This window comes from Kribbella sp. NPDC104740 (assembly GCF_055583505.1).
Genome location: NZ_JBVJNV010000001.1, coordinates 792,779 through 812,211, shown reverse-complemented (window position 1 = coordinate 812,211; position 19,433 = coordinate 792,779). Strand labels below are relative to the sequence as shown.

The window sequence follows — 19,433 nt, the reverse complement described above, 5'->3', positions numbered from 1 at the left end:
CTGGTCGATTGTAGTGGATGGGTCAGAGGGAGTGGCGGAGGGCTCGGGCGCCGGGGGTGGCGATGAGGGCTATGGCTGCCATGAGGAGGAAGGCGGGGGTGGGGTGGTTGACCAGGAGGCCTACTGCGGTGGCTACCAGGAGGCCGCCTAGGTTGCCGGACATCCAGATGAGGCCGGCTGCGGTGCCTTCGGCTTCGCCTGTTTGGCGTTCGACTATTTCCAGGACGACCGGGAGGGCTGGGAGTAGGAGTACGCCGATTGTGGTGATGGCCAGGTAGCCGACGACGGGGCCGGGGAAGAGGGCTAGGCACACGCAGGCTGTGGCGGTGGCGGTGAGGCTGAGGGTTAGTTGGGCTGAGGCGGCTTGGTGGCGGGAGACCAGGATGGGGATGGTGGCGCTGCCGAGGACGCCGGCGATGACGTTGACGAGGAGGATCGTGCTGGCGGTGCTGGCGGAGACGCCGGATGGTTCGAGGAGGGCCTGGGCGAAGGTGGTGAGGGCTACGAAGACGCCGAAGGGGAACATCGCGAGGAGGCAGAGGCGGCGGATGAGGGGGTCGCTCCAGGCTGTGCGGAGGGCGTTGCGGTCGGGGCGGGGAGAGGCAGAGGTGTGCAAGGCAGGGAGGCGGAGGGCCACCAGCAGCAGGACCGCGGCGATGACGGAGAAGATGGCTGAGATGACCAGGACGACGGGGATTTGGTTGCTGGAGGCAAAGATTGCGGAGAGGACGAAGGCGATGACCATGCCGGCGAAGATGCTGGCGGTGCCGGCTGCGATGCCGGTGGGGCGGTCTTTCGGAGACAGGTAGCGGCCGGTGATGCCGGTGACGGCATTGAGGACGAGGGGTTGGGCTACCGAGGCGACCAGTTGGCCGGTCAAGAGCCAGGGGTAGGTGTCGCCTAGGCGGAGTAGGGCGCCCAGGGCGGTCAGGAGGGCGCCGATGAGGAGGGACGGGCGGAACCAGCGGTCCAGGAGCAGGCCCGCGGGGATGGCCAGTACGACGTACAGCAGGGGGAAGACCTGGGCCAGCCAGCCGATGGCGTTCTCGGAGACGTCGTAGCGGGTGGCGGCGACCGTGGTGATGCCGGCGAAGTTGAGCCAGACCAGCTGGGTGGCGGCGCCGACCAGGGAGTACGCGACGATCGGCGTCCAGCGGCTGCGGGGCATTACCGAACAGTAAGGCCTTCCCCGGCCAGTCGGCGAGCCTCCAGGGACTCCATTTGCTCGTAGAGGGCGAGGGCTTGGCGGCGGTAGGCGGCGGCCTGCTCGGGGGAGCTCAACCGCAGGCAGTCCGACAGGCCGTCGAGGGCTCGGGCCTGGTCGAAAGCGGTGCCGCTCTCGGCAACCAGATCGAAAGCGCGCTGGAACTCCTCGGCGGCCCGGCGGTGGTTGCCGGCCGCCCGCAAGGTGGAGCCGAGCCGCAGCCTGACCTCCGCCTCGCCGTCGGCGTTGCCGGTCAGCGCGGCCTGCTCCAGCGCGCGGTGGTGGGAGTCGAGCGCGCCGTCGAGGTCGCCGAGTTGCTCGAGCGCGCTCCCCCGGATCGTCAGGATCTCGGTGCTGAACCGTGGCGTCGTCGGCCCGCCCAGATCTGCCGTACGCCGGATCGTCGCGAGCGCCTCGGCCGGCTGCTTCAGGTCGACCTGGCAGCAGGCCAGGAAGCTGAGCAGCCGCGCCATCCGGAGCCGGAACCCGCCCTTCTCCGCCGCCGCGTACGCCGCCCGTACGGCGTCCGCCGCCTCGGCGTACCGGGACTGGCTCCAGAAGCTGATCGCCAGCGTGTGGTGGTACATCGTCGCGGTCCGCGGCGACAGCTCCCCCGACAGCGACAGCGCGCGGGTCAGCTCCGCGATCGCCCGCGCCGGGCGGCCGATCCGGAGCGACGCCCGTCCCAGCTGGGCAGCGGCGTACGCCTGGAGCTGTACGTCGCCGAGCCGGTCGGCGAGCGTGATCGCGTGGTCGAGCAGCCGCAGCCCGGTCTCGCGGTCGTGCAGCGAGAGCTCCAGCCAGCCCGACTGGACCAGGAAGTAGACCTCGCTCGGCCGGTCGCCCACTCGCCGGGCGGCGGCGATCGCGGACGCCAGGAGCTTGCTGCCGAGGTCGTTGCGGTCGGCGGTGAACACGAACGGGTAGATCCCGAGCGTCAGCGCGACGGTCTCGGCGGGCCGGTCGTGCGCGACCGTCCAGGCGACGGCGTCGAGCACGTTCTCGGCGTCACGCGCGAGCCACGCCTCGGCCTCGTCGGCGGTGGCGAGCGCGGGCAGCACCACACCTGTCGGCTGAGCGAACGGCGGATCACCCAGCAGATGTACGCCGGTCGCCCGCGCCGCCGCCGTGTAGTACGCGAGCAGCGGCTCCAGCGAAGCGCCGTCCGAGGGCAACCCGGCCGCGAACTCGCGGATCAGGTCGTGCAGCCGGTAGCGCCCAGGACCGTTGTCCAGCAACATGTTCGCGTCCACCAACGCGTCGAGCGCGTCCTCGGCTGACTCCGGCGAGAGCCCGGCCAGCGCGCCCGCGCCGTACCGGTCGAAGTCGCGACCGGGGACCAGGGCAACGAGTCGCAGCAGTCGTTGCTGCGGCGCCGGAAGTTGCTCGTACGAGACCATGAACGCCGCCGTCACGCTGCGCCCGTCGATGCTCAGCTCGACCAGCCGGTTCGCGTCCATCCGATCGTTGAGGTGGGCAACGGTCCAGCTCTGCCGGTGCCGCAGTTTCGAGCCCGCGATCGACAGCGCCAGCGGGATCCGGCCGCAGCGCTCGACCAGGCCGGTCAGGCCCGGATCGGTTCTCGGACGGCCTGACACCGAGGCAACCAGTTCGGCCGCGTCGTCGTTGCTCAACGCACCCAACGGAAGGCGGTCCGAGACGTCCAAGGACAGCTGCGAACGACTGGTGACGATCACCGCGCAACCAGGGGCTCCGGGCAACAACGGCTGCACGGCGGCGGTGTCCGGTGCGTTGTCGAGGACAACCAAGACGCGACGACCGGCGGTCTCCGCACGCCACAATGCTGCGGCCGCGCCGAGGTCCGCGGGGATCCGGTCGGCGGTCACGCCGACAGCCCGGAGCAGATGGTTGATCGCCGCGGCCGCGGTCATCGGCGTCCGGCCGGGGGTGTGGCCGTGCAGGTCGACGAAGAGCCGGCCGTCCGGGAACGCGTCCGCGACAGCTCGCGCGGCGTGGATCGCGAGGGTGGTCTTGCCGATGCCGGCCATGCCGTCGATGCAGACCAGCGGCATCACGCCCGGCTGGGTCAGCGTCGAGGTCACCGAGCGCAGATCCGCAGCACGGCCGACGAACGTCGAGCCCGCGTAGGGAAGCTCGTCGCGACCAGCAGGCCCGAACGAACCATCGACCCCAGACAGACCGGCGCCCGCAGACAGACCACCAGAGTCCGCATTGGCGAGCACCGCCCGATGCGCCGCCCGCAGACTCGGGCCGGGCTCCACCCCCAGCTGCGAGATCAATGCCGACCGCGCCCGCGCGTACGCGTCGAGCGCATCAGCCTGCCGCCCAGCCCGGTACAGCGCGGTCATCAGCTGCGCGGTCGCCTGCTCGTCGAGCGGATCGTCCTCCACCCGAGCTGTCAGCTCGGCGATCACCTCCGCGTGCCGCCCGAGGTGGAGCGCGAGATCGATCTGCTCGGCCTGCGCCTTGCGACGCAGCTCGTGCAGTCGATGCCGCTCGGACGCGAGGTAGCGGCCCGGCAGCCCGGCGAGTGGTTCGCCGACGAAGAGACCGAGCGCCGCCGCGAAGAGATCAGCCGCCGCGCACTTGTCCTCGGTACGCCGGGCTTCCGCGACAGCAGCCTCGAAGGCGCTGACATCAAGCTGGTCAGGCGCCAGGTCGAGGACATAGCCATGCCGCGTCCGGCGCAGCACCTCACCGTCAGGCAGCGCCTGCCGCACCCGATAGACGTACGGCGCCACGACCTTCGCCCCACTCGCCGGCGCCGCGTCACCCCACGCCGCCCCCAGCAGCTCCTCCGCCGTCAGCACCCGGTTCGCGTTCAGCGCCAGCACCGCGAGCACCGCCTGCTGCCGCACCGGCCCGAGATCGAACGCCGTCGCCCCGGCGAACCCCCGCGGCACCCCCAGCAGTTCGAGCCGCAGCCTGTCCATACCTCAGTCTCCACGACGCGAGGCTCGACCAGGCCGGAAATCTCACCGTTTGACGGCTGCCACCAGGCCCGCGTCGGTCAGTTTGAAGTGTTTCAGCAGCGCCCGGTCGCGGGCGGTGGGGTCTTCGGGGGTCCTGGCGAGCTCGGCGTAGAAGGCGTTCACGCGCGGCAGACCGTACGTCGTGACGAGGTGCTCGACGATCAGCCAGCTGACGCCGTAGCTCTGCTCGTCGTAGTCGCCGTGGAAGACTCCGTCGATCGGGAGCACCTTCAGCTTCGGCAAGCCCTCGCGGCGGATCGTGCGGCGGTGGTCGGCGAGCCACTCGGTGAGGCCCTCGTCGGCGGTCAGCTTCATCTCGACGTACTCCGCGAAGCCCTCGACGAGCCAGGTCGGCGCACCGTGGCCGAGCGGGGACAGCGCCGCGTGCGTGAACTCGTGGGCCAGCAGGTAGCGGTCGGCGTCCGCGCGCTGGCCGGGGTGGATCACGATTCTGCTGCCGGTCACCTTGAACTGGGTCGCCTCGGCGTCGATCGGCGTGTAGTTGCGGACGGCGATCGCCGCCGCGGGATGGCCGCCGGTCTGCCACTCGGCGTCGAAGGACCGATTGTCGCTCAGGGCAACGACCAGGATGCCTGCCTGAGACCGCCGGGTGGCCGCGCGCACAGCCGGTACGGCGACCCGCGCCTCGCGGACCAGCCGGCGCCCGTTCGCCTTCTCCGCCGGCGGGACGACCACCAGGACGCCGGGCCCGCGGACCACCTCGAGCGGGCCGAGATCCCACGGCTCATGGGTCTTGCCGCGGTCGGACTCGGCGGCCAGGTCGTCGTCGTCCACGAGCAGCCAGCGGCCGTTGCGTTCGGCAAACGTGTAGCCGAGCGGGACGTAGCGCGGCGTGGTGTCGATGCCGTTCACCTGGACCAGCATCATGACCCGGAAGGCGTACGCGTTCGCGCCGTGCTGCTGCTGCGGCTCCGGCACCCAGCCGCCCTCGCGCCGGTAGGTCAGCGAGCGCAGCCCGATCTTGCGCAGGTTCGCGAACTGCTGCTGCTGACGCGCCCGCAGCTTGGCGTTGGCCGGGTCGAGCTGCCCGAGGAACGCCGGCAACCGGCCGCCGAGCAGCGCCGCCGCGCGCGCCTTCAGCACGGCGTCCACCTGCGCCTCGAGCTCCGAGACTTCCGAAGCCTCCGAGGCCTCCGAGGCCGAAGGCGCCGACGACGTCACAGGCGTCGGCGTACCGACACCAGACGGCGCCGCACCAGGCCGCGCGACGGCCCAACTCACCGCCGCGGCACCCACCGCCAGGACGGCGGCACCCGCCGTCCACAGCGCCCGTCGCCGGGCCCTGAAATCCCCACCCATGTGTTTGTCTCCCCAACCCACCCCACCCAGTGCGGCAAGGCTACAGGTGGCGTGAACTCGTCATCGGGGTGACATCGGCGCCCTGCCCCACGTTGCATTCAGTTCTACGACCACGAAGGGGAAACGAAGATGCGGAGCAAGCGGACCATCGGTCTGATCGGCGTACTGGTGCTGGCCCTGCTCGGGCTGGCGGGAGTGAGCTCGCAGGCGATCGCCAAGCCGGACCGGCCGACCGTCGTCCTGGTGCACGGTGCCTTCGCCGACTCGTCGAGCTGGAACGGCGTGATCAAGCGGCTGAAGAAGGGCGGCTACCCGGTCGTCACGGTCGCGCTGCCGCTGCGCAGCGTCGACGGCGACGCGGCGTACGTGAAGAGCCAGCTGGCAGCGGTCGAGGGACCGATCGTGCTGGTCGGCCACTCCTGGGGCGGCGAGGTGATGACCCCGGCCGCGACCGGCAACAAGAACATCGAGGCGCTCGTGTACGTCGCGGGCTACGCGCCGGCCAAGGGTGAGAGCGCGGCGGACCTGTCCGGCAAGTACCCGGGCGGCACGCTCGGTGACACCCTGCAGAGCGTCCCGCTGGGCAACGGCGTCAACGACGTGACGATTCAGCAGGACAAGTTCCGCGGTCAGTTCGCGGCCGACGTCCCGGCCAAGCAGGCGGCCCTGATGGCGGTCACGCAGCGGCCGATCACCGACGCCGCGCTGAACCAGGGCCCGACCGGTGCGCCGGCCTGGACTGGCATCCCGTCGTACTTCCTGATCCCGACGCTGGACCGGAACATCCCGGCCGCGTCGCAGCGCTTCATGGCCGAGCGCGCGCACGCCAGGAAGGTCGTCGAGGTGAAGGGCGCGTCGCACGCGGTCGCCGTGTCCCAGCCCGGCAAGGTCGCCGACCTGATCGAGCAAGCCGCTCGCTGACCCCGGAGCCCGCCTCGGTTCCCTGATGACCGAGGCGGGCTTTGGCCTCTTCGGGTTGAATCGGTCCATGACCGACGTGACCAGCCTGTACGACGAGACCGCCGACGCCTACCACGCCACCATCGACCCCGACGGCGGTGGCCTGACCGACCCGACCTTCGACGAGCTCGTCGGCGACCTGCACGGCCAGCGGGTCGCGGCGGTCGCCTGCGGCCAGGGCCGCGACGCCCGGCACCTGGCCGATCTCGGCGCGAGCGTGGTCGCGGTCGACGCCTCCGAGGGGCTGCTGACCCACGCGCGCCGGCTCGAGCAGGAGCAGCCGCGCGGGATCGAGTACCTGCACGGCGACGCGCAGCGGCTCGACGTACTGGATGACGGCTCGTACGACGGTGTCGTCTGCTACATGGCGCTGATGGACATCCCCGACCTGGAGCCGACGCTGCGCTCGGTCGCCCGGGTGCTGAAGCCGGGCGGCTGGTTCGTCGCCGCGATCGTGCACCCGTGCACCAAGCCGCCGGCGCACGGCGAGCTGATCGACCACACCGCCGGGACCGCGCGCCGCGTGACCGGCCGGTACTTCGAGGAGGGCCCGTACGACAGCGCGACCCGGTGGGCGATCCTGCCGAACGTCTCGTACCACCGCACGCTGTCGACGTACGTGAACACGCTGGTCGCGGCCGGCCTGGCGGTCGAGCGCATGGCCGAGCCGATCGGCGAGAGCCCGGTCTGGCGCGAAGCCGCGCAGCTGCTCTACCTGCGCTGCCGCCGCATCGATTCTTAACGCGGTGAACTCTTGACGCCACGGAGCGAAACGCGATTCACTGATCGCGACTTCGGTCAGATCTTTCCTTAAGTACACCTTCGTACGACCGCCCCCGGAAGGTGTCACCTGAAGGACGTCCCGGTACCGGAACGTCCGGCGTCTGTTGGCCTTTCGGGGGCCGCCCCAGGACCCGTCCGAAAGGAACCCCGCCCCCATGAAGGCTTTTTCTTCACCTTGGATCAAGCTTCGAACCCGATGGGCCGTCGCCGGCCTGGCGGTGGCCACGGCCGCTGCCGGTGCCGTCGTCGCCCCCACGGCCGGAGCCGCCACCCAGTCCGAGGCCGCCGTCGCCGCCCCGAGCGCCGCGGCCGCCCTGCCGAGCGGGTTCCGCAGCGTCGGCTACATGCCCTCGTGGGCCGGCGACGTGAACGCCATCCAGTACTCGAAGCTGACGCACATCAACTACGCGTTCGCGCTGCCGAACTCCAACGGCACCCTGCAGGGCATCGAGAACACCTCGAAGCTGTCCCAGCTGGTCAGCCGCGGGCACGCCGCCGGCGTCAAGGTCTCGCTGGCGATCGGCGGCTGGAACGACGGCAACGACTCCGCCTTCGAGGCGCTGGCCGGCAACTCCGGCGCCCGGACCACGTTCGTGAACAGCGTGATGGGCGTGATCAACCAGTACGGCCTGGACGGCGTCGACATCGACTGGGAGTACCCGGACCCGGGCACCTCCGGCAACAACTACACGGCGCTGATGCAGCAGCTCAGCAACACCCTGCACGCCAACGGCAAGCTGCTCACCGCGGCCGTCGTCTCCGAGGGTGGCACCGCGAACGGTGTCCAGCCGGCCGTCTTCGGCTACGTCGACTGGCTGAACATCATGGCCTACGACGGCGGCAGCCCGCACGCCGGTTACGACTGGTCGATCAACGCGGCGAACTTCTGGAAGAACCGCGGTCTGCCGAAGAACAAGACCGTGCTCGGGGTGCCGTTCTACAGCCGCCCGAACTACACGCAGTACAAGGACATCGTGGCGATGAACCCGAACAACGCCAACGTCGACTGCGTGAACATCAACGGGGCGCAGAACTGCTACAACGGCATCCCGACCATCAAGCGCAAGACCCAGTGGGCGGTCGCGAACGCGGGCGGCATCATGAACTGGGAGCTGTCCCAGGACGCCACCGGCAGCGCCTCGCTGGTGAGCGCGATCTTCGACGCCGCCGGCGGCACCACCCCGCCGCCGACCGGTGGCAAGACCGGCCCGATCAAGGGCATCGGCGGCAAGTGCGTCGACGTCGCCGGGGCCAACCCCGCCAACGGCACCGCGGTCCAGCTCTGGACCTGCAACGGCTCGACCGCCCAGACCTGGACCGTCGAGAACGGCACGATCCGGGCCCTCGGCAAGTGCCTCGACGTCGCTGCCGCCGGTACGACGAACGGCACCCAGGTGCAGCTGTACGACTGCAACGGCACCGGCGCCCAGGGCTGGCAGGCCCAGTCCAACGGTACGATCCTGAACCCGTCGTCCGGCCGCTGCCTGGACGCCACCGGCCAGAGCTCGGCCGACGGCACCCGGCTGCAGATCTGGGACTGCGCCCGCTCGGCCAACCAGCTGTGGACCGTCCCGGCCTGATCACCTGAGGTGCGAACGCCCCGTCCACGGATCCCCGTGGGCGGGGCGTTCGCCGTCGACGGCTACTCGAGCAGTTCGTGGCGCAGGGCCCGGGTCAGCCAGGCCTGGAACTCCTCGCGCGTCCAGTTGCTCTCGGCAACAAGCTGCCGATGCAGCCCGGGGTCGTTGTAGACCGTGATCACGTCCGCCGCCCGTTCCGGCGTGAGCCGTGCCGCGAGGGCCCCCGCCGACACCAGGACGGCGACGATCTGCCGCGCCCCGTCGCGGCGCTGCCGGCCGATCTCGGCCCACAACCGCGCCACCTCCGCGTCGGTGTCGGCCGCGATCCGGATCACGTCGTACAGGGCCGACGCACCGGCCATGATCCGGGTCAGCAACTCGGCGTACAGCGCGAGGATCTCGGCGCCGTCGTCCAGCGCTCGCAACTGCCGCGCCTCGGGGCGATCGGCCAGCGGGACCGGCAGGTCGTCGCCGATCAGCGCCTCGTCGTACGCCGTCTTGAGCAGCCACGGCTTGCCACCGGCCGCCGTGAACACGGTCGACCGCCCGACCCCGGCCGCCTCGGCGATCGCATCGATCGAGGTCCCGGCGTACCCGCGCGTGGTGAACAGGTCGGTCGCCGCGCTCAGCACGGCCGCTCGGGTCGCCTCGGCACTGCGGGCCCGCGCACTCGAACGGTAGGCGCGTTTGGCCGGTGGCGTGCTCACCGGGCGAGCTTAACCGGGGGCCGACTTTGATTTCATCATACTCTGAGTATGATGAAATCAAGTTCAGCAGATCCAGGAGGAACCATCACCATGCCTGTCCTTCACGACTACGTCCCGGTCACGCCGATTCCCGGTGAGTTCGAGGGTCGGCGGGCGCTCGTCACCGGTGGCTCGCGCGGTATCGGCGCGGCCGTGGCCCAGCGACTCGTCGACGGCGGCGCGAGCGTGGTCACCACCGCGCGCGGCCGGACCGAGGACACCCCGAAGGGGAGCACGTTCATCAGCGCCGACCTCCGGACCGCCGACGGCGCCAACCGGATGGTCGCCGCGGCGCTCGAGACTCTCGGCGGGCTCGACCTGCTGGTGAACAACGCGGGCGCGGCCCGGGTGCACCTCGGCGGCGTTCCGGACCAGGAGTGGGAGGACTCGCTCGCGATCAACCTGCTCTCAGCGGTTCGCGTCACCTCCGCGGCACTGCCCGCGCTGCAGGCCGCCGACCGGGCGGCCGTCGTCAACGTGTCGACCGCCGTCAGCCACAACCCGCCCGCTCCCGTCCTGCACTACGGAGCAGCCAAGGCAGCGCTGGAGAGCTGGTCGAAGGGCCTGTCCACTCAGCTCAGCCCCTCCGGTATCCGGGTGAACACCGTCGTGCTCGGCATGGTCCGGACCGCCGGCGGCAGTGACGTCCTGGAGACGATGGTGGGCGCGATGGGGGCGACCGCCGACCAGGCGTACGGGGCGATCCCGCTCGGCCGCGGCGGCGATCCGCGCGACGTTGCCGAGGCGATCGCGTTCCTGCTGTCCACGCGGTCACAGTGGATCGCGGGTGCGTCGCTGCACCTCACCGGTGGCGCCTGAGCAGTGGGCTAGCGCGAGACGGCGACGGGGATCGTGAAGTTGACCAGCGAGCCGTTCCACTGTGCCGACGCGGTCGGCCAGTGCCGGCGGACCGTCCGCAGTACGGCGTCGTTGCCCGCGCCAACGATCAGCAGGAATTGCGTCGCGCCCGCCGCCGCGGCGCGTTCGGTGGCCGCGCGCAACAACCGCGCGCCCAGCCCGCGCTGTTGCTCGCCCTCGGCAACGATCACCGCCAGCTCCGCGGTCGGTCGGGCAACGTCACGGACCCACGCCCACATCGCGTGCCCCACGACCTGATCGCCCCGCGCGGCGACCCAGGCGTCGCCGTCCGGACAGACCAGGTGCTGCACGAACGCCGGCCGCGGCGGCCGCCTGATCGGGGTCTGGAACCGGTGGTACAGGGTCAGGTCGGACATCCCGGCCAGCATCTGGGCGACCGGCTCGCGGTCGGCCGCGACCGCTGGTCGTACGGTCAAGATCTCGTCGACTGTCACGCTTCCAGCGTCGGCCAGGCGCGCAGACGAACAGTCGACGATTGATAGCTGACCGTCCGGTTCAGGGCGAGCCGGTCGTCGACCCGAGCTCGACCACCAGGACCGGGCCGGCGACCATCGACAGCGCGTCCGCGAGGTCTGCCGCGGGATCGGTCAGCAGCCGCGCCCGCAGGCCGATCGCGCGAGCGTCGTCGCGAAGCCGGCGCAGCAGGGCCGACCTGTCGATGCCGACCTCCGCCCGGAGGATCTGCTCGTGCACTGCCTGCACCCCGGGCCCCGGCCTGATCCCCAGCTCCGTCGACAGCAGGTCGTACAGCATCCGGTAGACGTCGAGCGCCTCCGCCCGGCGGCCGCTCCGGTAGAGCGCGGTCAGGTAGATCTCGTACAGCGACTCCTCGAGCGGGTTGAGCTGGATCAGCAGCGGCACCTCCGCGACGACCTCGGCGTGCTGCCCGAGGTCGAGGCGGCACTCCAGCAACTCCTTGTCCGCCGAGAGTTTCAGCTGCTCGAGCCGGAAGCGTTCGCGCTCCGCCACCTCCCCCGGTACGCCGGCCAGCGCCGTACCGGTCCACAGCTCCAGCGCCGCCTCCAGCCGCTCGGCCGCTGCGGCGACGCGTCCCTCGGCGCGCTCGGTCCGCGCGGTCCGGATCAGCTCCGCGAACTCCGTCGCGTCGACGATCAGCTCCGCTCGTACTGCGTGGCGTTCGGCATCCGGCCGACGTGGATCCCCGCCGACGTGCAGGTCGAGCGCGTAGCTCCGCGACCGGAAGCTGATCGGCACCACCCGCCGCAGCCGCGACACGTAGGTCCGGATCACGGTGTCGCCGGTCGGCGGCGCATGCTCGCCCCAGAGCCCGTCGGCGAGCGCCGCGCTCGTCACGAAGCCGCCGTCCGCGGCGAGCAGCATCATCAGCACCGCCTGCTGCTGCGGCGATCCCAGGTCGAGCGCTTCGCCGTCGCGGTGCAGCTCCGGTGGCCCGAGCAGGGCGAGCCGATACCGGGCCACAGGTCAGCCGGCTCGTCCGGTACGCCGCCCGCCGGCAGCGCCGCCTTTGGAACGCGGCGGCCTGCTGGGCTTCGGGTCCAGGTAGATCGCGTTCACCCAGACCTGGGTGAGGATGTCGACCAGCTGGTCCGGCGGCAGCGACGGCTGCTCACCCATCGACCCGGCCTGCATGGCCCGCTCGTTCATCAGGCTCAGCGCGATCGCCAGCTCCCTTGCCGGTACGCCGTCCGGCGCGGCGCCGCGCTCCCGCTCGGCCTCGATCGCGGTGGTGATCCGGCGTACCCAACGCTCCATGATCGCCGCCCACAGCTCACGGATCTCCGGATTCGCCGCCCGCAACTGGGCGACCGCAGCGACCACCGCGCGATGCTCCTCCCAGGTCTGCACCGACGCTTGGATCGCGGCCCGCCACTGCTCGTACGGATCACCGCCGGCATCCTCGAAGCGCTCGTTGGTCGCCGCGAACGACGCCTCGGCCATCCGGTCGAGCAGCGCGAGCACCACCGCGGCCTTGGACGAGAAGTAGAAGTAGAACGCCGGCCGCGAGATCCCGACACTCTTCATCAGGTCGTCGATCGACACGTCCTGCAACGGCCGCTCACCGAGCAACTGCTGCGCGGCATCGAGAATCGCCCGCTCACGATCGTCCCCGGACACCCTCGGCGTACGGCGACTGCGGCTTCGAACAGGCTCGTACTCCGACGACATGCAACTGAGATTACATGCCGTCGATCACTTCAACAAGCCGTCATATGACCTGACACCACGTCAGATCGCTTACCGCGCGATCTCCGCCGCGCTCTCCAGCACCTCCAGCGCCGCATCCCGACCGGTCTCCGCGGCGATCCGCAGCGGCCCGGGACGACGCTCCGTCCGGCCGACCCGCGCACTGCCGAGCGGCGGTCGGATCTGCAGCGTCGCCGGGTGTTCGGCCAGCAACCTCTCCTCCTCGGCCCGCAGCTCCTTGCTGTGCAGCCACAACTCGTACGCCCCCGGCGCGTACCGCGCGAACCACCGCGCGACCAGCATCCGCTGCGCTCGCGACGGCGCCGTCGAGGTCTCGTCCGTACGCCGGGTCCGCAGCGCCACGACATGCGTCGCCTGCTGCGCGAGCGCCGTACGGACCGGGACTCCCTCGCTCAGCCCGGCATCGACGTACCCGCGGCCTCCGATCTCGACCGGCTCCCCCGCAAGGAACGGCATCGCCGTCGACGCCCGCAGCGCGGTCTGCAACGACGCCTGGTCGGCGATCCGGTCGTACAGGTCGACCGCGGCGCCGGTGAGCGCATCGGTTGCGATCGGGTGGAACTCGACCGGGTTGTCGAGCACCTCCTGGAAGCCCATCGGCATCACCTCGGTGTAGACCGTGTGGATCAGGTGCCGGGTGTCGATCACCGGCAGCCGGCGCAGGACGCGGCGCGGGTTGATCGTGGTCTCCATGATCGCCGGGGTCCACCACGCGTGCAGCGTGCTCTCCGCGCGACCGCACAGCAGCCAGGCGCCGTTCAGCGCGCCCGCCGAGCTGCCGTACACGGCGTCGAACATCGGCAGCAGCCCGAGCCGCTCGATCGCGACGGTCATCCCGGACGAGTAGGCGCCGCGCGAACTGCCGCCCTCGATCAGCAGCACCAGCCGCGCGTCGTCGGACCGGTCACCCGGCGTACTCCCCTGGCGTCTGCGATCGCTCAGCAGTTGAAGGACATCGGTCACCCGTCCTTTATAGGCCGGGGCCTGTCAACGATCGATAAATCAGGGCGGTCAGAAACGTACAAGCCGCGAGCCGCGATCCCGGCGTACCTCTGGAGCCTGCCCAAGTCGACGCCGTACGCCGACCTGCTCGTCACGATGATGCTGTTCGGGACCGCCTTCACCGGGTCCAAGGTCGTCGTCGGGCAGCTCCCGCACCAGGTCGCGGCGGTGCTGCGGTTCGGCGGCGGTGACCTGACCGGGTCGCGGGTGCTCGGCGAGCTCGCGTACCTGCTCGCGGCGGGCTGCTGGGCGGCGTACCGCATCGTGTCGGAGCGGGTGCTCGGCGGGATAGACCCGCTGCGGGCGACGACGTACGCGACCGGGGTCGGCGCGCTGGCGCTGCTGGCGATCCCGTCGCTGCCGTCGGCGACTGGTTGGGCCCGTACGGCGGCGCTCGTCGTCGACAAGTCGTCGAGCTGATTGACGGTCCATCAACCTTGCTGACACCATGTCAGACATGAGCGTGGGTTTCGGGTTGCTGGGCCCGGTCCGGGCGTGGCGGGACGGCGTCGAGCTGACGCTCGGCGCGCGACCGCAGCGCGCCGTACTCGCCGTGCTGCTGCTCGCCAAACGCCGCCAGGTCTCGACCGACGAGCTGATCGGCGCGGTCTGGGGATCGAGCCCACCCCGCAGCGCCCTGATGGCGACCCGCACGTACGTGAGCCGGCTGCGCGCACTTCTCGGCGACGTCGAGATCCGCACGATCGGCGGCGGCTACCAGCTGCTCGCCGACCCGGCCGCCGTCGACGTCTCGGTCTTCCACGAGACCAGGGCCGCCGCCCGCGCCGCCCGCGGCCGCGGCGACCTCCCGGAGGCATCCGGGCTCCTCCACGACGCCCTACGCCTCTGGCGAGGCCCAGCCCTAGAAGACCTGACCGGCCCATACTTCGCCACGCGCCGCCAATGGCTCCAGGAGCAACGCGCGACGACCCGCCAGGACAGCTGGTCACTGGCGATCGACCTCGGCCTGTACGCCGAAGCAATCGCCGACCTGACCCAGGCGACCACCGAAAACCCTTACCACGAACAACTCTGGGCGCTGCTCATCCAGGCCCAGACCCTCGCCGGTCTGACCGCAGACGCCGCGGCGACGTACGCGCGCATCACCCAGATCCTCGCCGAGGACCTGGGCCTGGAACCAGGCCCAGCCCTCCGCGCGCCCCTCAGCCACCGCTCAGCGGCGTGACCACCTCCACGTCCCCGGTCACGACGTCGTAGACCAGCCCGGCCGCGTGGTGTGATGGCGCCATGACCACACTGAGCGATTTCGCAGAGTTGGCCCGGGGCGAGCAGGGGCTGGCGGTGGTGGCGACCGTGCGGGCGGATCTGAGCATCCAGTCGTCGGTCGTGAACCTCGGGGTGATGGATCACCCGGTCGACGGCGAGCCGGTCGTCGCGTTCGTGACGTACGGGAAGGTGAAGCTCGCCAACCTGCGGGCGCGCAGTCAGGTCAACCTCGCGGTTCGCGCGGGCTGGCGCTGGGCGGCGGTCGAGGGCAGCGCCGAGATCGTCGGGCCGGACGACCCGCACCCGGAGGTTGATGCCGAGCGGCTGCGGTTGCTGCTGCGTGAGATCTTCACCGCTGCCGGCGGTACCCACGACGACTGGGACGAGTACGACCGGGTGATGGCCGCCGACCGGCGGGCCGCCGTCTTCGTCCGGCCGACCCGGATCTATGGGTAACCGGTTTGACAGGTGACGCAGGAGCGTCGATGCTAGTAACCGTTCTGACCGGTTACTAGCATCCAAGGGTTGATCATGGCCGTCGTACGGTTCCAGCTTGTCTCCACGCTCAGCGTCGCCGAAGTGATGACGGTGCTGACCGACTTCAGCCCGGCCCGGGCCGCGGCCTGGCCGTCGATCGACGCCGAGCACCTCCAGGTGCACGAGGCCGGCGACACCTGGGCCGAGGTGACCGAGGGGACCAGCGCGGCCTGGGAGCGGGCGCGCTACCAGTGGGACGTGGCGGGTCGGCGCGTCGACGTCACGACGCTGGACTCGAAGCTGTTCGGGCCCGGCGGAGGCTGGGTGTTCGAGTTGACGCCCGAGCACGACGGGACCCGGGTCGACGTCCAGCTGACCCGGGAGCCCAAGGCGTTCAAGGGAAAGTTGCTCGCGGCCCTGCTCCCCGTCGTCGGGCCGTCGTCGTTGCGCAAGTCCTTCAGCGGTCCACTGAAAGCCAAGTGATCAAGGGGTTGGCTGCAGCTCCGCGCAGTCGCGGAGGTTGTTGACCCGGGCCCGTTCCTTGTCGGCCTCGGACGCGGTGAACTCGGTCGGTTGCCGCGTCTCCGGGGACAGCGTCGTCGGCGTGAAGTTGCGCTCGACAACGGTCCGGCCGTGCAGCTTGAGCTGCAGTACGCCGCCGCGCCAGTCTTCCGGGGTCAGCAGGCCGGATCCCCAGAGCAGGTTCCCCATGCCGTAGGCAACGAATGTCTTGCCGAGATAACCCTGCCCCTGCAGGACATGCGCGTGCGCACCGACCACGACGTCGGCACCGGCCGCGGACAGGTCCTTGGCGAACGACTGCTGCTGGGGCGTTGGGCAACGATCATGCTCCGACCCCCAGTGCGGCGCGACGACGACCACGTCGCTCGTCTTCCGCGCGGCCCGTACGGCGGCCAGCGCCTGACGGCGGTCGATGGCCGCCACCGCGAGCCCGGGCTTGGTCTTCGTCGCGGTCCACTCCTCGGCCAGGTCGGTGACCTGGCTGAAAGCCAGCACCGAGACGCGGACGCCGCGGATCGTCGTACGGTACGGGGCGTAGGCCTGGGCGGCGTTGCGGCCGCCGCCGACGGTCGGCAGACCACCGTGCCAGGCCGCGGACATCGTGTCGAACAGGCCGTCCGGGCCGTAGTCGAGGGTGTGGTTGTTGGCCAGGCTGATCAGGTCGATCCCGGCCGCCTTGATCGCCGTCACCGCGCGCGGATCGGTGCGGAACAGGTAGCGCTTGTCCTGCGCGGCGCCGCGGGTGGTGATCGGGGTCTCCAGGTTCACGATCGCGAGGTCGGTGCCCTTCAGCTCGTCGGCGACCGGGCCGAACGCGGTCGCCGGATCGTTCTCCAGGAGCTCCTGCGTCTTGCCCTCGAAGTTGACGTCACCACCGAAGGCCAGCGTCAGCGTCGGCCCCTCGGCGTGCACCGGCGGGTCCGCCTTCAGCTCGCCGCCGGTGCACCCGGCCAGGACGAGCAGCAGCAGACTGATGCCCAGGGCCCTCATCCGAGCACCCGCTTCAGCCGCGGCGCGAGCGGCTTCTCGACGTACCGGTGAATCAGGTAGGCAGCGGCAACCATCACGAGACAGGTGACGCCGACGAGCACGTACTTGTTCACTGCGTTGCCCAGTCGCTCGAAGATGATGAAGCCGATGTGCGCGTGGATCAGGTACAGCGGGTAGGTGAGGGCGCCCAGGGCAACGAACCACGGGCGCGCCAGCCGCGTCGTCAGCCGCAGCGCCACCGCGATCATCACCGCGAAGACGAGCACGATCGCCGCGACCACGACCGGCAGCTGCAGCGCGGTCTGGAAGCGGTGCTCCACGTCCTCGGCGAACTGGATGCCGCGGTAGACCGCGTTGATCAGGCAGAGCCCGACCAGCACCAGCCACGACGGCCGCGGGCCGAAGCGGTAGACCATGCAGAGCGCCATGCCCGCGATGAAGTAGTGCGAGAACTGGGTGTTGAGGACGAGGTCCACGCTCGACGGCAGTACGCCGAGCTCGTACACGGCGGTGAGACCCAGCCAGGTCCACAGCACGATGCCGACCCGGCGCGTGGTGATCGTGAAGAACGTGAGCGCGAGGATGATCGCGTAGAAGCGCAGCTCGGCCCAGAGCGTCCAGTACACGACGTCGACGTTCTCGAGGTTCGCCAGCGAGTTGAACATCGTCAGGTTGCCGACGTACTGGAAGAAACCGATCGGGAACCGGCCGGCGCCGAACAGCACCGAGACCAGCGCGGTCAGCGACACCGCCACCCAGTACGCCGGGTACAGCCGCACCACGCGGGAAACGAGGAAGCTGCGCGGTGTCCGGTCCCATGCCGACAGCAGCACCACGAACCCGCTGATCATGAAGAACAGGTCGACGCCGAGGTACCCGTACCGGGCGATCAGGCTCGGCGCCTCGAAGCCGAGCGGCGAGACCACCTTGTAGTACCCGGCGAACAGGTAGTGGTAGAGCACCACCGAGACCGCCGCGAAGATCCGCAGCAGATCGATCTCGTACAACCGGCCGACATCCACCCGGGCAGCACGCTGCTCCCCCGCCAACAGACTCATGCCCTCAACCTATCCACCCGAACAGGGTGCGGGCGTCAGACCAAAGGCGTAACCGGGCGTCCTCCGAAAGGCGTAAAGACGCCAGTGCGTCCCCGCTGTTCGGTCAGCGGGGACGCACTGGTTCGATCAGCGAACGGTGAGGCTGAACGGGTGGGTGTAGCCGGCGTCGACCAGCAGGCCCGGGGCGGTCGTGAAGGGCCCGACCCACCACCGGAACTGGTGCGTCCCGCGCCGGTTGAAGGCGAACGGCCCGCTCTGCGCCGTGCCAGCGCTGGCCTCGCGGTACATCAGTCCTTGCCACTGGCCACTGCTGTTCTTGAACTGCAGCGCGACCTGCTGGATCCCGTACGGCGCGACCGAGACGGTCGCGTTCGGCTGCTGCCCGAGCGTGATGTCGGCGTCCAGGAACCGCGCGTCCAGCACCTGCGGAGTGGCGCGGATCGTCTTGACGGCGCTGTTCGCCTGGACGTTCACCGTGCCCAGCCCGTTGCCCGACTCGTTCAGGATCCCCCGGTACTGGCGCGCGCCGGTGTTGGTGATCACGAACGTGTACTTGCCCTGGGCATCGGTCTTGCTGACGCCGATCGAGTACCACCCGGTGTTCGCGAAGTTCTTGCCCTGCAGCGACATCTGGTGCTGCCCCAGGTTGGCGGTGTCCGGAACCAGCGTGCAGTCACCCGCCGCCGGGTTCTTCAGCCGGTTCAGCGCGATCGAGCCGGTCATCGTCACCTTCGCGCCGTAGATACCGGTCGCCGGCGTGCTGAACGCGACCGCCCCGGTCCGCGACCGGACGGTGGCGGCGGTGGCCTGGCCCCACTCGTTGGCCCGCACCAGGTCGACCGAGTACGGTCCGGCCTGCGCCGGCACCGCGCCGTACTCGGTGGTGCTCGCCGGCAGCGAGACGGTCTCGCACTGCGCCGCGGTCCCGGCCTTCACCCGGGTGAGCCGCGGCGTGACCGGCGCCGCACCGGTCTTGTCCAGCGGGTCGTTCGGCGTCGTGTCGACCGCCGTGTCGGTCGCGAACGTCCAGTGCAGAACGCCGCTGACCATCAGCTTGCTCACGCCGGTCGCACCGCGCACGTACCGGTCGAAGCTCGCCGACCGGGCACCGGCCGTACTCGGGTCGGCGACGAAGATCCGCGCCGTGCTCGCCGCGTCGTGCGACGGCTTCAACGCCGACGCCGGTACGACGAGCTCGTTCGCGCCGGCCGCCGTCGTCGTACCGATCCGCTGCGCCTGCTGCCCACTCACCTCCAGGTACACGTCGTTCGCGATCCCCGCGGCCTCGGCCCAGCTGATCTTCACCGACCCCGGCGCCGCCCACGCGACCTTCACATCCGACACCGCCGCCTGCCCCGCCGGTACCGCTTGTGCCACACCCGGCACCGCCAGCCCACCCACGACCGCCAGCGCCGCCAAAGACTTCCGCATCATGGTCAATCCCCCAGATCCTCACCGCCTCGCGCGTCGAGGCACCGGTAAGACGCCCGGGTGGAGGGCAAAGGTTGAGTGGTTCTCAAAAGTTTTCGGCCGGCACCTGGTGT

The 19,433-nt window shown here is 70.5% G+C and carries 19 protein-coding genes; 8 read left to right on the top strand and 11 right to left on the bottom strand.

The window, feature by feature from the left end; genetic code table 11:
- Positions 1 to 22 precede the first annotated feature (22 nt).
- Genes ACZ6Z4_RS03880 through ACZ6Z4_RS03870 form a run of 3 tightly spaced genes read right to left on the bottom strand, consistent with a single transcriptional unit; the run spans position 23 to position 5,478 of the window.
- Entirely contained in the window at positions 23 to 1,168 is a 1,146-nt protein-coding gene (locus ACZ6Z4_RS03880; protein WP_465557842.1) for an MFS transporter, read from the bottom strand.
- Complete coding sequence (locus tag ACZ6Z4_RS03875) at positions 1,168 to 4,119, bottom strand: AfsR/SARP family transcriptional regulator (RefSeq protein WP_465557840.1); 2,952 nt, start codon at positions 4,117 to 4,119, stop codon at positions 1,168 to 1,170. The genes ACZ6Z4_RS03880 and ACZ6Z4_RS03875 overlap by 1 nt, the downstream gene beginning before the upstream one ends.
- A gap of 42 nt (positions 4,120 to 4,161) precedes the next feature.
- The gene (locus tag ACZ6Z4_RS03870) at positions 4,162 to 5,478 is read right to left on the bottom strand and encodes a hypothetical protein (RefSeq protein ID WP_465557838.1); all 1,317 of its coding nucleotides are present in this window, start codon (positions 5,476 to 5,478) and stop codon (positions 4,162 to 4,164) included.
- Between the two features lie 129 nt (positions 5,479 to 5,607).
- Between ACZ6Z4_RS03870 and ACZ6Z4_RS03865 the strand changes: the two genes are divergently transcribed.
- From ACZ6Z4_RS03865 to ACZ6Z4_RS03855, 3 genes are all read left to right on the top strand, one after another.
- On the top strand, positions 5,608 to 6,399 hold the full coding sequence (locus ACZ6Z4_RS03865; RefSeq protein WP_465557836.1) for an alpha/beta fold hydrolase: 792 nt from the start codon (positions 5,608 to 5,610) through the stop codon (positions 6,397 to 6,399).
- A 67-nt stretch (positions 6,400 to 6,466) separates the two neighbouring features.
- Complete coding sequence (locus ACZ6Z4_RS03860) at positions 6,467 to 7,180, top strand: class I SAM-dependent methyltransferase (protein ID WP_465557834.1); 714 nt, start codon at positions 6,467 to 6,469, stop codon at positions 7,178 to 7,180.
- Positions 7,181 to 7,376: 196 nt separating this feature from the next.
- Positions 7,377 to 8,801 carry a glycosyl hydrolase family 18 protein gene (locus ACZ6Z4_RS03855; protein WP_465557832.1) on the top strand — a complete coding sequence of 475 codons (1,425 nt, stop codon included), beginning with the start codon at positions 7,377 to 7,379 and terminating at the stop codon, positions 8,799 to 8,801.
- Positions 8,802 to 8,863: 62 nt separating this feature from the next.
- Here the strand turns inward: ACZ6Z4_RS03855 and ACZ6Z4_RS03850 are convergent, their stop codons facing one another.
- A complete protein-coding gene (locus ACZ6Z4_RS03850) occupies positions 8,864 to 9,508 on the bottom strand; it encodes a TetR/AcrR family transcriptional regulator (protein ID WP_465557830.1) in 645 nt (214 codons plus the stop codon).
- 90 nt (positions 9,509 to 9,598) lie between these two features.
- On the opposite strand from ACZ6Z4_RS03850, the gene ACZ6Z4_RS03845 reads away from it, so the two are divergent.
- Complete coding sequence (locus tag ACZ6Z4_RS03845) at positions 9,599 to 10,366, top strand: oxidoreductase (protein WP_465557828.1); 768 nt, start codon at positions 9,599 to 9,601, stop codon at positions 10,364 to 10,366.
- A gap of 8 nt (positions 10,367 to 10,374) precedes the next feature.
- Here the strand turns inward: ACZ6Z4_RS03845 and ACZ6Z4_RS03840 are convergent, their stop codons facing one another.
- The 4 genes from ACZ6Z4_RS03840 to ACZ6Z4_RS03825 all read right to left on the bottom strand — a co-directional run bounded on the left by ACZ6Z4_RS03840 (position 10,375) and on the right by ACZ6Z4_RS03825 (position 13,576).
- Positions 10,375 to 10,860, bottom strand: coding sequence for a GNAT family N-acetyltransferase (locus tag ACZ6Z4_RS03840; protein ID WP_465557826.1), 486 nt, complete (start codon positions 10,858 to 10,860; stop codon positions 10,375 to 10,377).
- 61 nt (positions 10,861 to 10,921) lie between these two features.
- A complete protein-coding gene (locus ACZ6Z4_RS03835; RefSeq protein ID WP_465557824.1) occupies positions 10,922 to 11,866 on the bottom strand; it encodes an AfsR/SARP family transcriptional regulator in 945 nt (314 codons plus the stop codon).
- Positions 11,867 to 11,869: 3 nt separating this feature from the next.
- Positions 11,870 to 12,574, bottom strand: a complete 705-nt coding sequence (locus ACZ6Z4_RS03830; protein ID WP_465557822.1) for a TetR/AcrR family transcriptional regulator — start codon at positions 12,572 to 12,574, stop codon at positions 11,870 to 11,872.
- A gap of 69 nt (positions 12,575 to 12,643) precedes the next feature.
- A complete protein-coding gene (locus tag ACZ6Z4_RS03825; protein ID WP_465557820.1) occupies positions 12,644 to 13,576 on the bottom strand; it encodes a patatin-like phospholipase family protein in 933 nt (310 codons plus the stop codon).
- On the opposite strand from ACZ6Z4_RS03825, the gene ACZ6Z4_RS03820 reads away from it, so the two are divergent.
- The 4 genes from ACZ6Z4_RS03820 (at position 13,559) to ACZ6Z4_RS03805 (ending at position 15,802) form a co-directional block, all read left to right on the top strand.
- Positions 13,559 to 14,035 carry a hypothetical protein gene (locus tag ACZ6Z4_RS03820; protein ID WP_465557818.1) on the top strand — a complete coding sequence of 159 codons (477 nt, stop codon included), beginning with the start codon at positions 13,559 to 13,561 and terminating at the stop codon, positions 14,033 to 14,035. The two genes, ACZ6Z4_RS03825 and ACZ6Z4_RS03820, sit on opposite strands and share 18 nt — an antisense overlap.
- A gap of 37 nt (positions 14,036 to 14,072) precedes the next feature.
- The gene (locus ACZ6Z4_RS03815) at positions 14,073 to 14,801 is read left to right on the top strand and encodes an AfsR/SARP family transcriptional regulator (RefSeq protein ID WP_465557816.1); all 729 of its coding nucleotides are present in this window, start codon (positions 14,073 to 14,075) and stop codon (positions 14,799 to 14,801) included.
- A 62-nt stretch (positions 14,802 to 14,863) separates the two neighbouring features.
- Positions 14,864 to 15,298, top strand: coding sequence for a TIGR03618 family F420-dependent PPOX class oxidoreductase (locus ACZ6Z4_RS03810; protein ID WP_465557814.1), 435 nt, complete (start codon positions 14,864 to 14,866; stop codon positions 15,296 to 15,298).
- Positions 15,299 to 15,373: 75 nt separating this feature from the next.
- Entirely contained in the window at positions 15,374 to 15,802 is a 429-nt protein-coding gene (locus ACZ6Z4_RS03805) for an SRPBCC family protein (RefSeq protein ID WP_465557812.1), read from the top strand.
- On the opposite strand, the gene ACZ6Z4_RS03800 is transcribed toward ACZ6Z4_RS03805, so the two are convergent.
- The 3 genes from ACZ6Z4_RS03800 to ACZ6Z4_RS03790 form a co-directional block, all read right to left on the bottom strand.
- Positions 15,803 to 16,831 (bottom strand): CapA family protein, encoded by a 1,029-nt coding sequence (locus tag ACZ6Z4_RS03800; RefSeq protein WP_465557810.1) that lies wholly within the window; start codon positions 16,829 to 16,831, stop codon positions 15,803 to 15,805.
- Positions 16,828 to 17,889: an acyltransferase family protein gene (locus tag ACZ6Z4_RS03795; protein WP_465557808.1), complete on the bottom strand. Its 1,062-nt coding sequence runs from the start codon at positions 17,887 to 17,889 to the stop codon at positions 16,828 to 16,830. The genes ACZ6Z4_RS03800 and ACZ6Z4_RS03795 overlap by 4 nt, the downstream gene beginning before the upstream one ends.
- Positions 17,890 to 18,015: 126 nt before the next feature.
- The gene (locus ACZ6Z4_RS03790; RefSeq protein WP_465557806.1) at positions 18,016 to 19,323 is read right to left on the bottom strand and encodes a hypothetical protein; all 1,308 of its coding nucleotides are present in this window, start codon (positions 19,321 to 19,323) and stop codon (positions 18,016 to 18,018) included.
- Positions 19,324 to 19,433 lie beyond the last annotated feature (110 nt).

Excerpts from the sequence above, each read along its gene's own strand:
- ACZ6Z4_RS03805 (WP_465557812.1), top strand. The coding sequence starts at position 15,374 with ATGGCCGTCGTACGGTTCCAGCTTGTCTCCACGCTCAGCGTCGCCGAA.
- ACZ6Z4_RS03830 (WP_465557822.1), bottom strand. The coding sequence starts at position 12,574 with ATGTCGTCGGAGTACGAGCCTGTTCGAAGCCGCAGTCGCCGTACGCCG.
- ACZ6Z4_RS03870 (WP_465557838.1), bottom strand. The coding sequence starts at position 5,478 with ATGGGTGGGGATTTCAGGGCCCGGCGACGGGCGCTGTGGACGGCGGGT.
- ACZ6Z4_RS03790 (WP_465557806.1), bottom strand. The coding sequence starts at position 19,323 with ATGATGCGGAAGTCTTTGGCGGCGCTGGCGGTCGTGGGTGGGCTGGCG.
- ACZ6Z4_RS03800 (WP_465557810.1), bottom strand. The coding sequence starts at position 16,831 with ATGAGGGCCCTGGGCATCAGTCTGCTGCTGCTCGTCCTGGCCGGGTGC.
- ACZ6Z4_RS03875 (WP_465557840.1), bottom strand. The coding sequence starts at position 4,119 with ATGGACAGGCTGCGGCTCGAACTGCTGGGGGTGCCGCGGGGGTTCGCC.
- ACZ6Z4_RS03860 (WP_465557834.1), top strand. The coding sequence starts at position 6,467 with ATGACCGACGTGACCAGCCTGTACGACGAGACCGCCGACGCCTACCAC.
- ACZ6Z4_RS03855 (WP_465557832.1), top strand. The coding sequence starts at position 7,377 with ATGAAGGCTTTTTCTTCACCTTGGATCAAGCTTCGAACCCGATGGGCC.
- ACZ6Z4_RS03810 (WP_465557814.1), top strand. The coding sequence starts at position 14,864 with ATGACCACACTGAGCGATTTCGCAGAGTTGGCCCGGGGCGAGCAGGGG.
- ACZ6Z4_RS03845 (WP_465557828.1), top strand. The coding sequence starts at position 9,599 with ATGCCTGTCCTTCACGACTACGTCCCGGTCACGCCGATTCCCGGTGAG.
- ACZ6Z4_RS03880 (WP_465557842.1), bottom strand. The coding sequence starts at position 1,168 with ATGCCCCGCAGCCGCTGGACGCCGATCGTCGCGTACTCCCTGGTCGGC.
- ACZ6Z4_RS03865 (WP_465557836.1), top strand. The coding sequence starts at position 5,608 with ATGCGGAGCAAGCGGACCATCGGTCTGATCGGCGTACTGGTGCTGGCC.
- ACZ6Z4_RS03795 (WP_465557808.1), bottom strand. The coding sequence starts at position 17,889 with ATGAGTCTGTTGGCGGGGGAGCAGCGTGCTGCCCGGGTGGATGTCGGC.
- ACZ6Z4_RS03815 (WP_465557816.1), top strand. The coding sequence starts at position 14,073 with ATGAGCGTGGGTTTCGGGTTGCTGGGCCCGGTCCGGGCGTGGCGGGAC.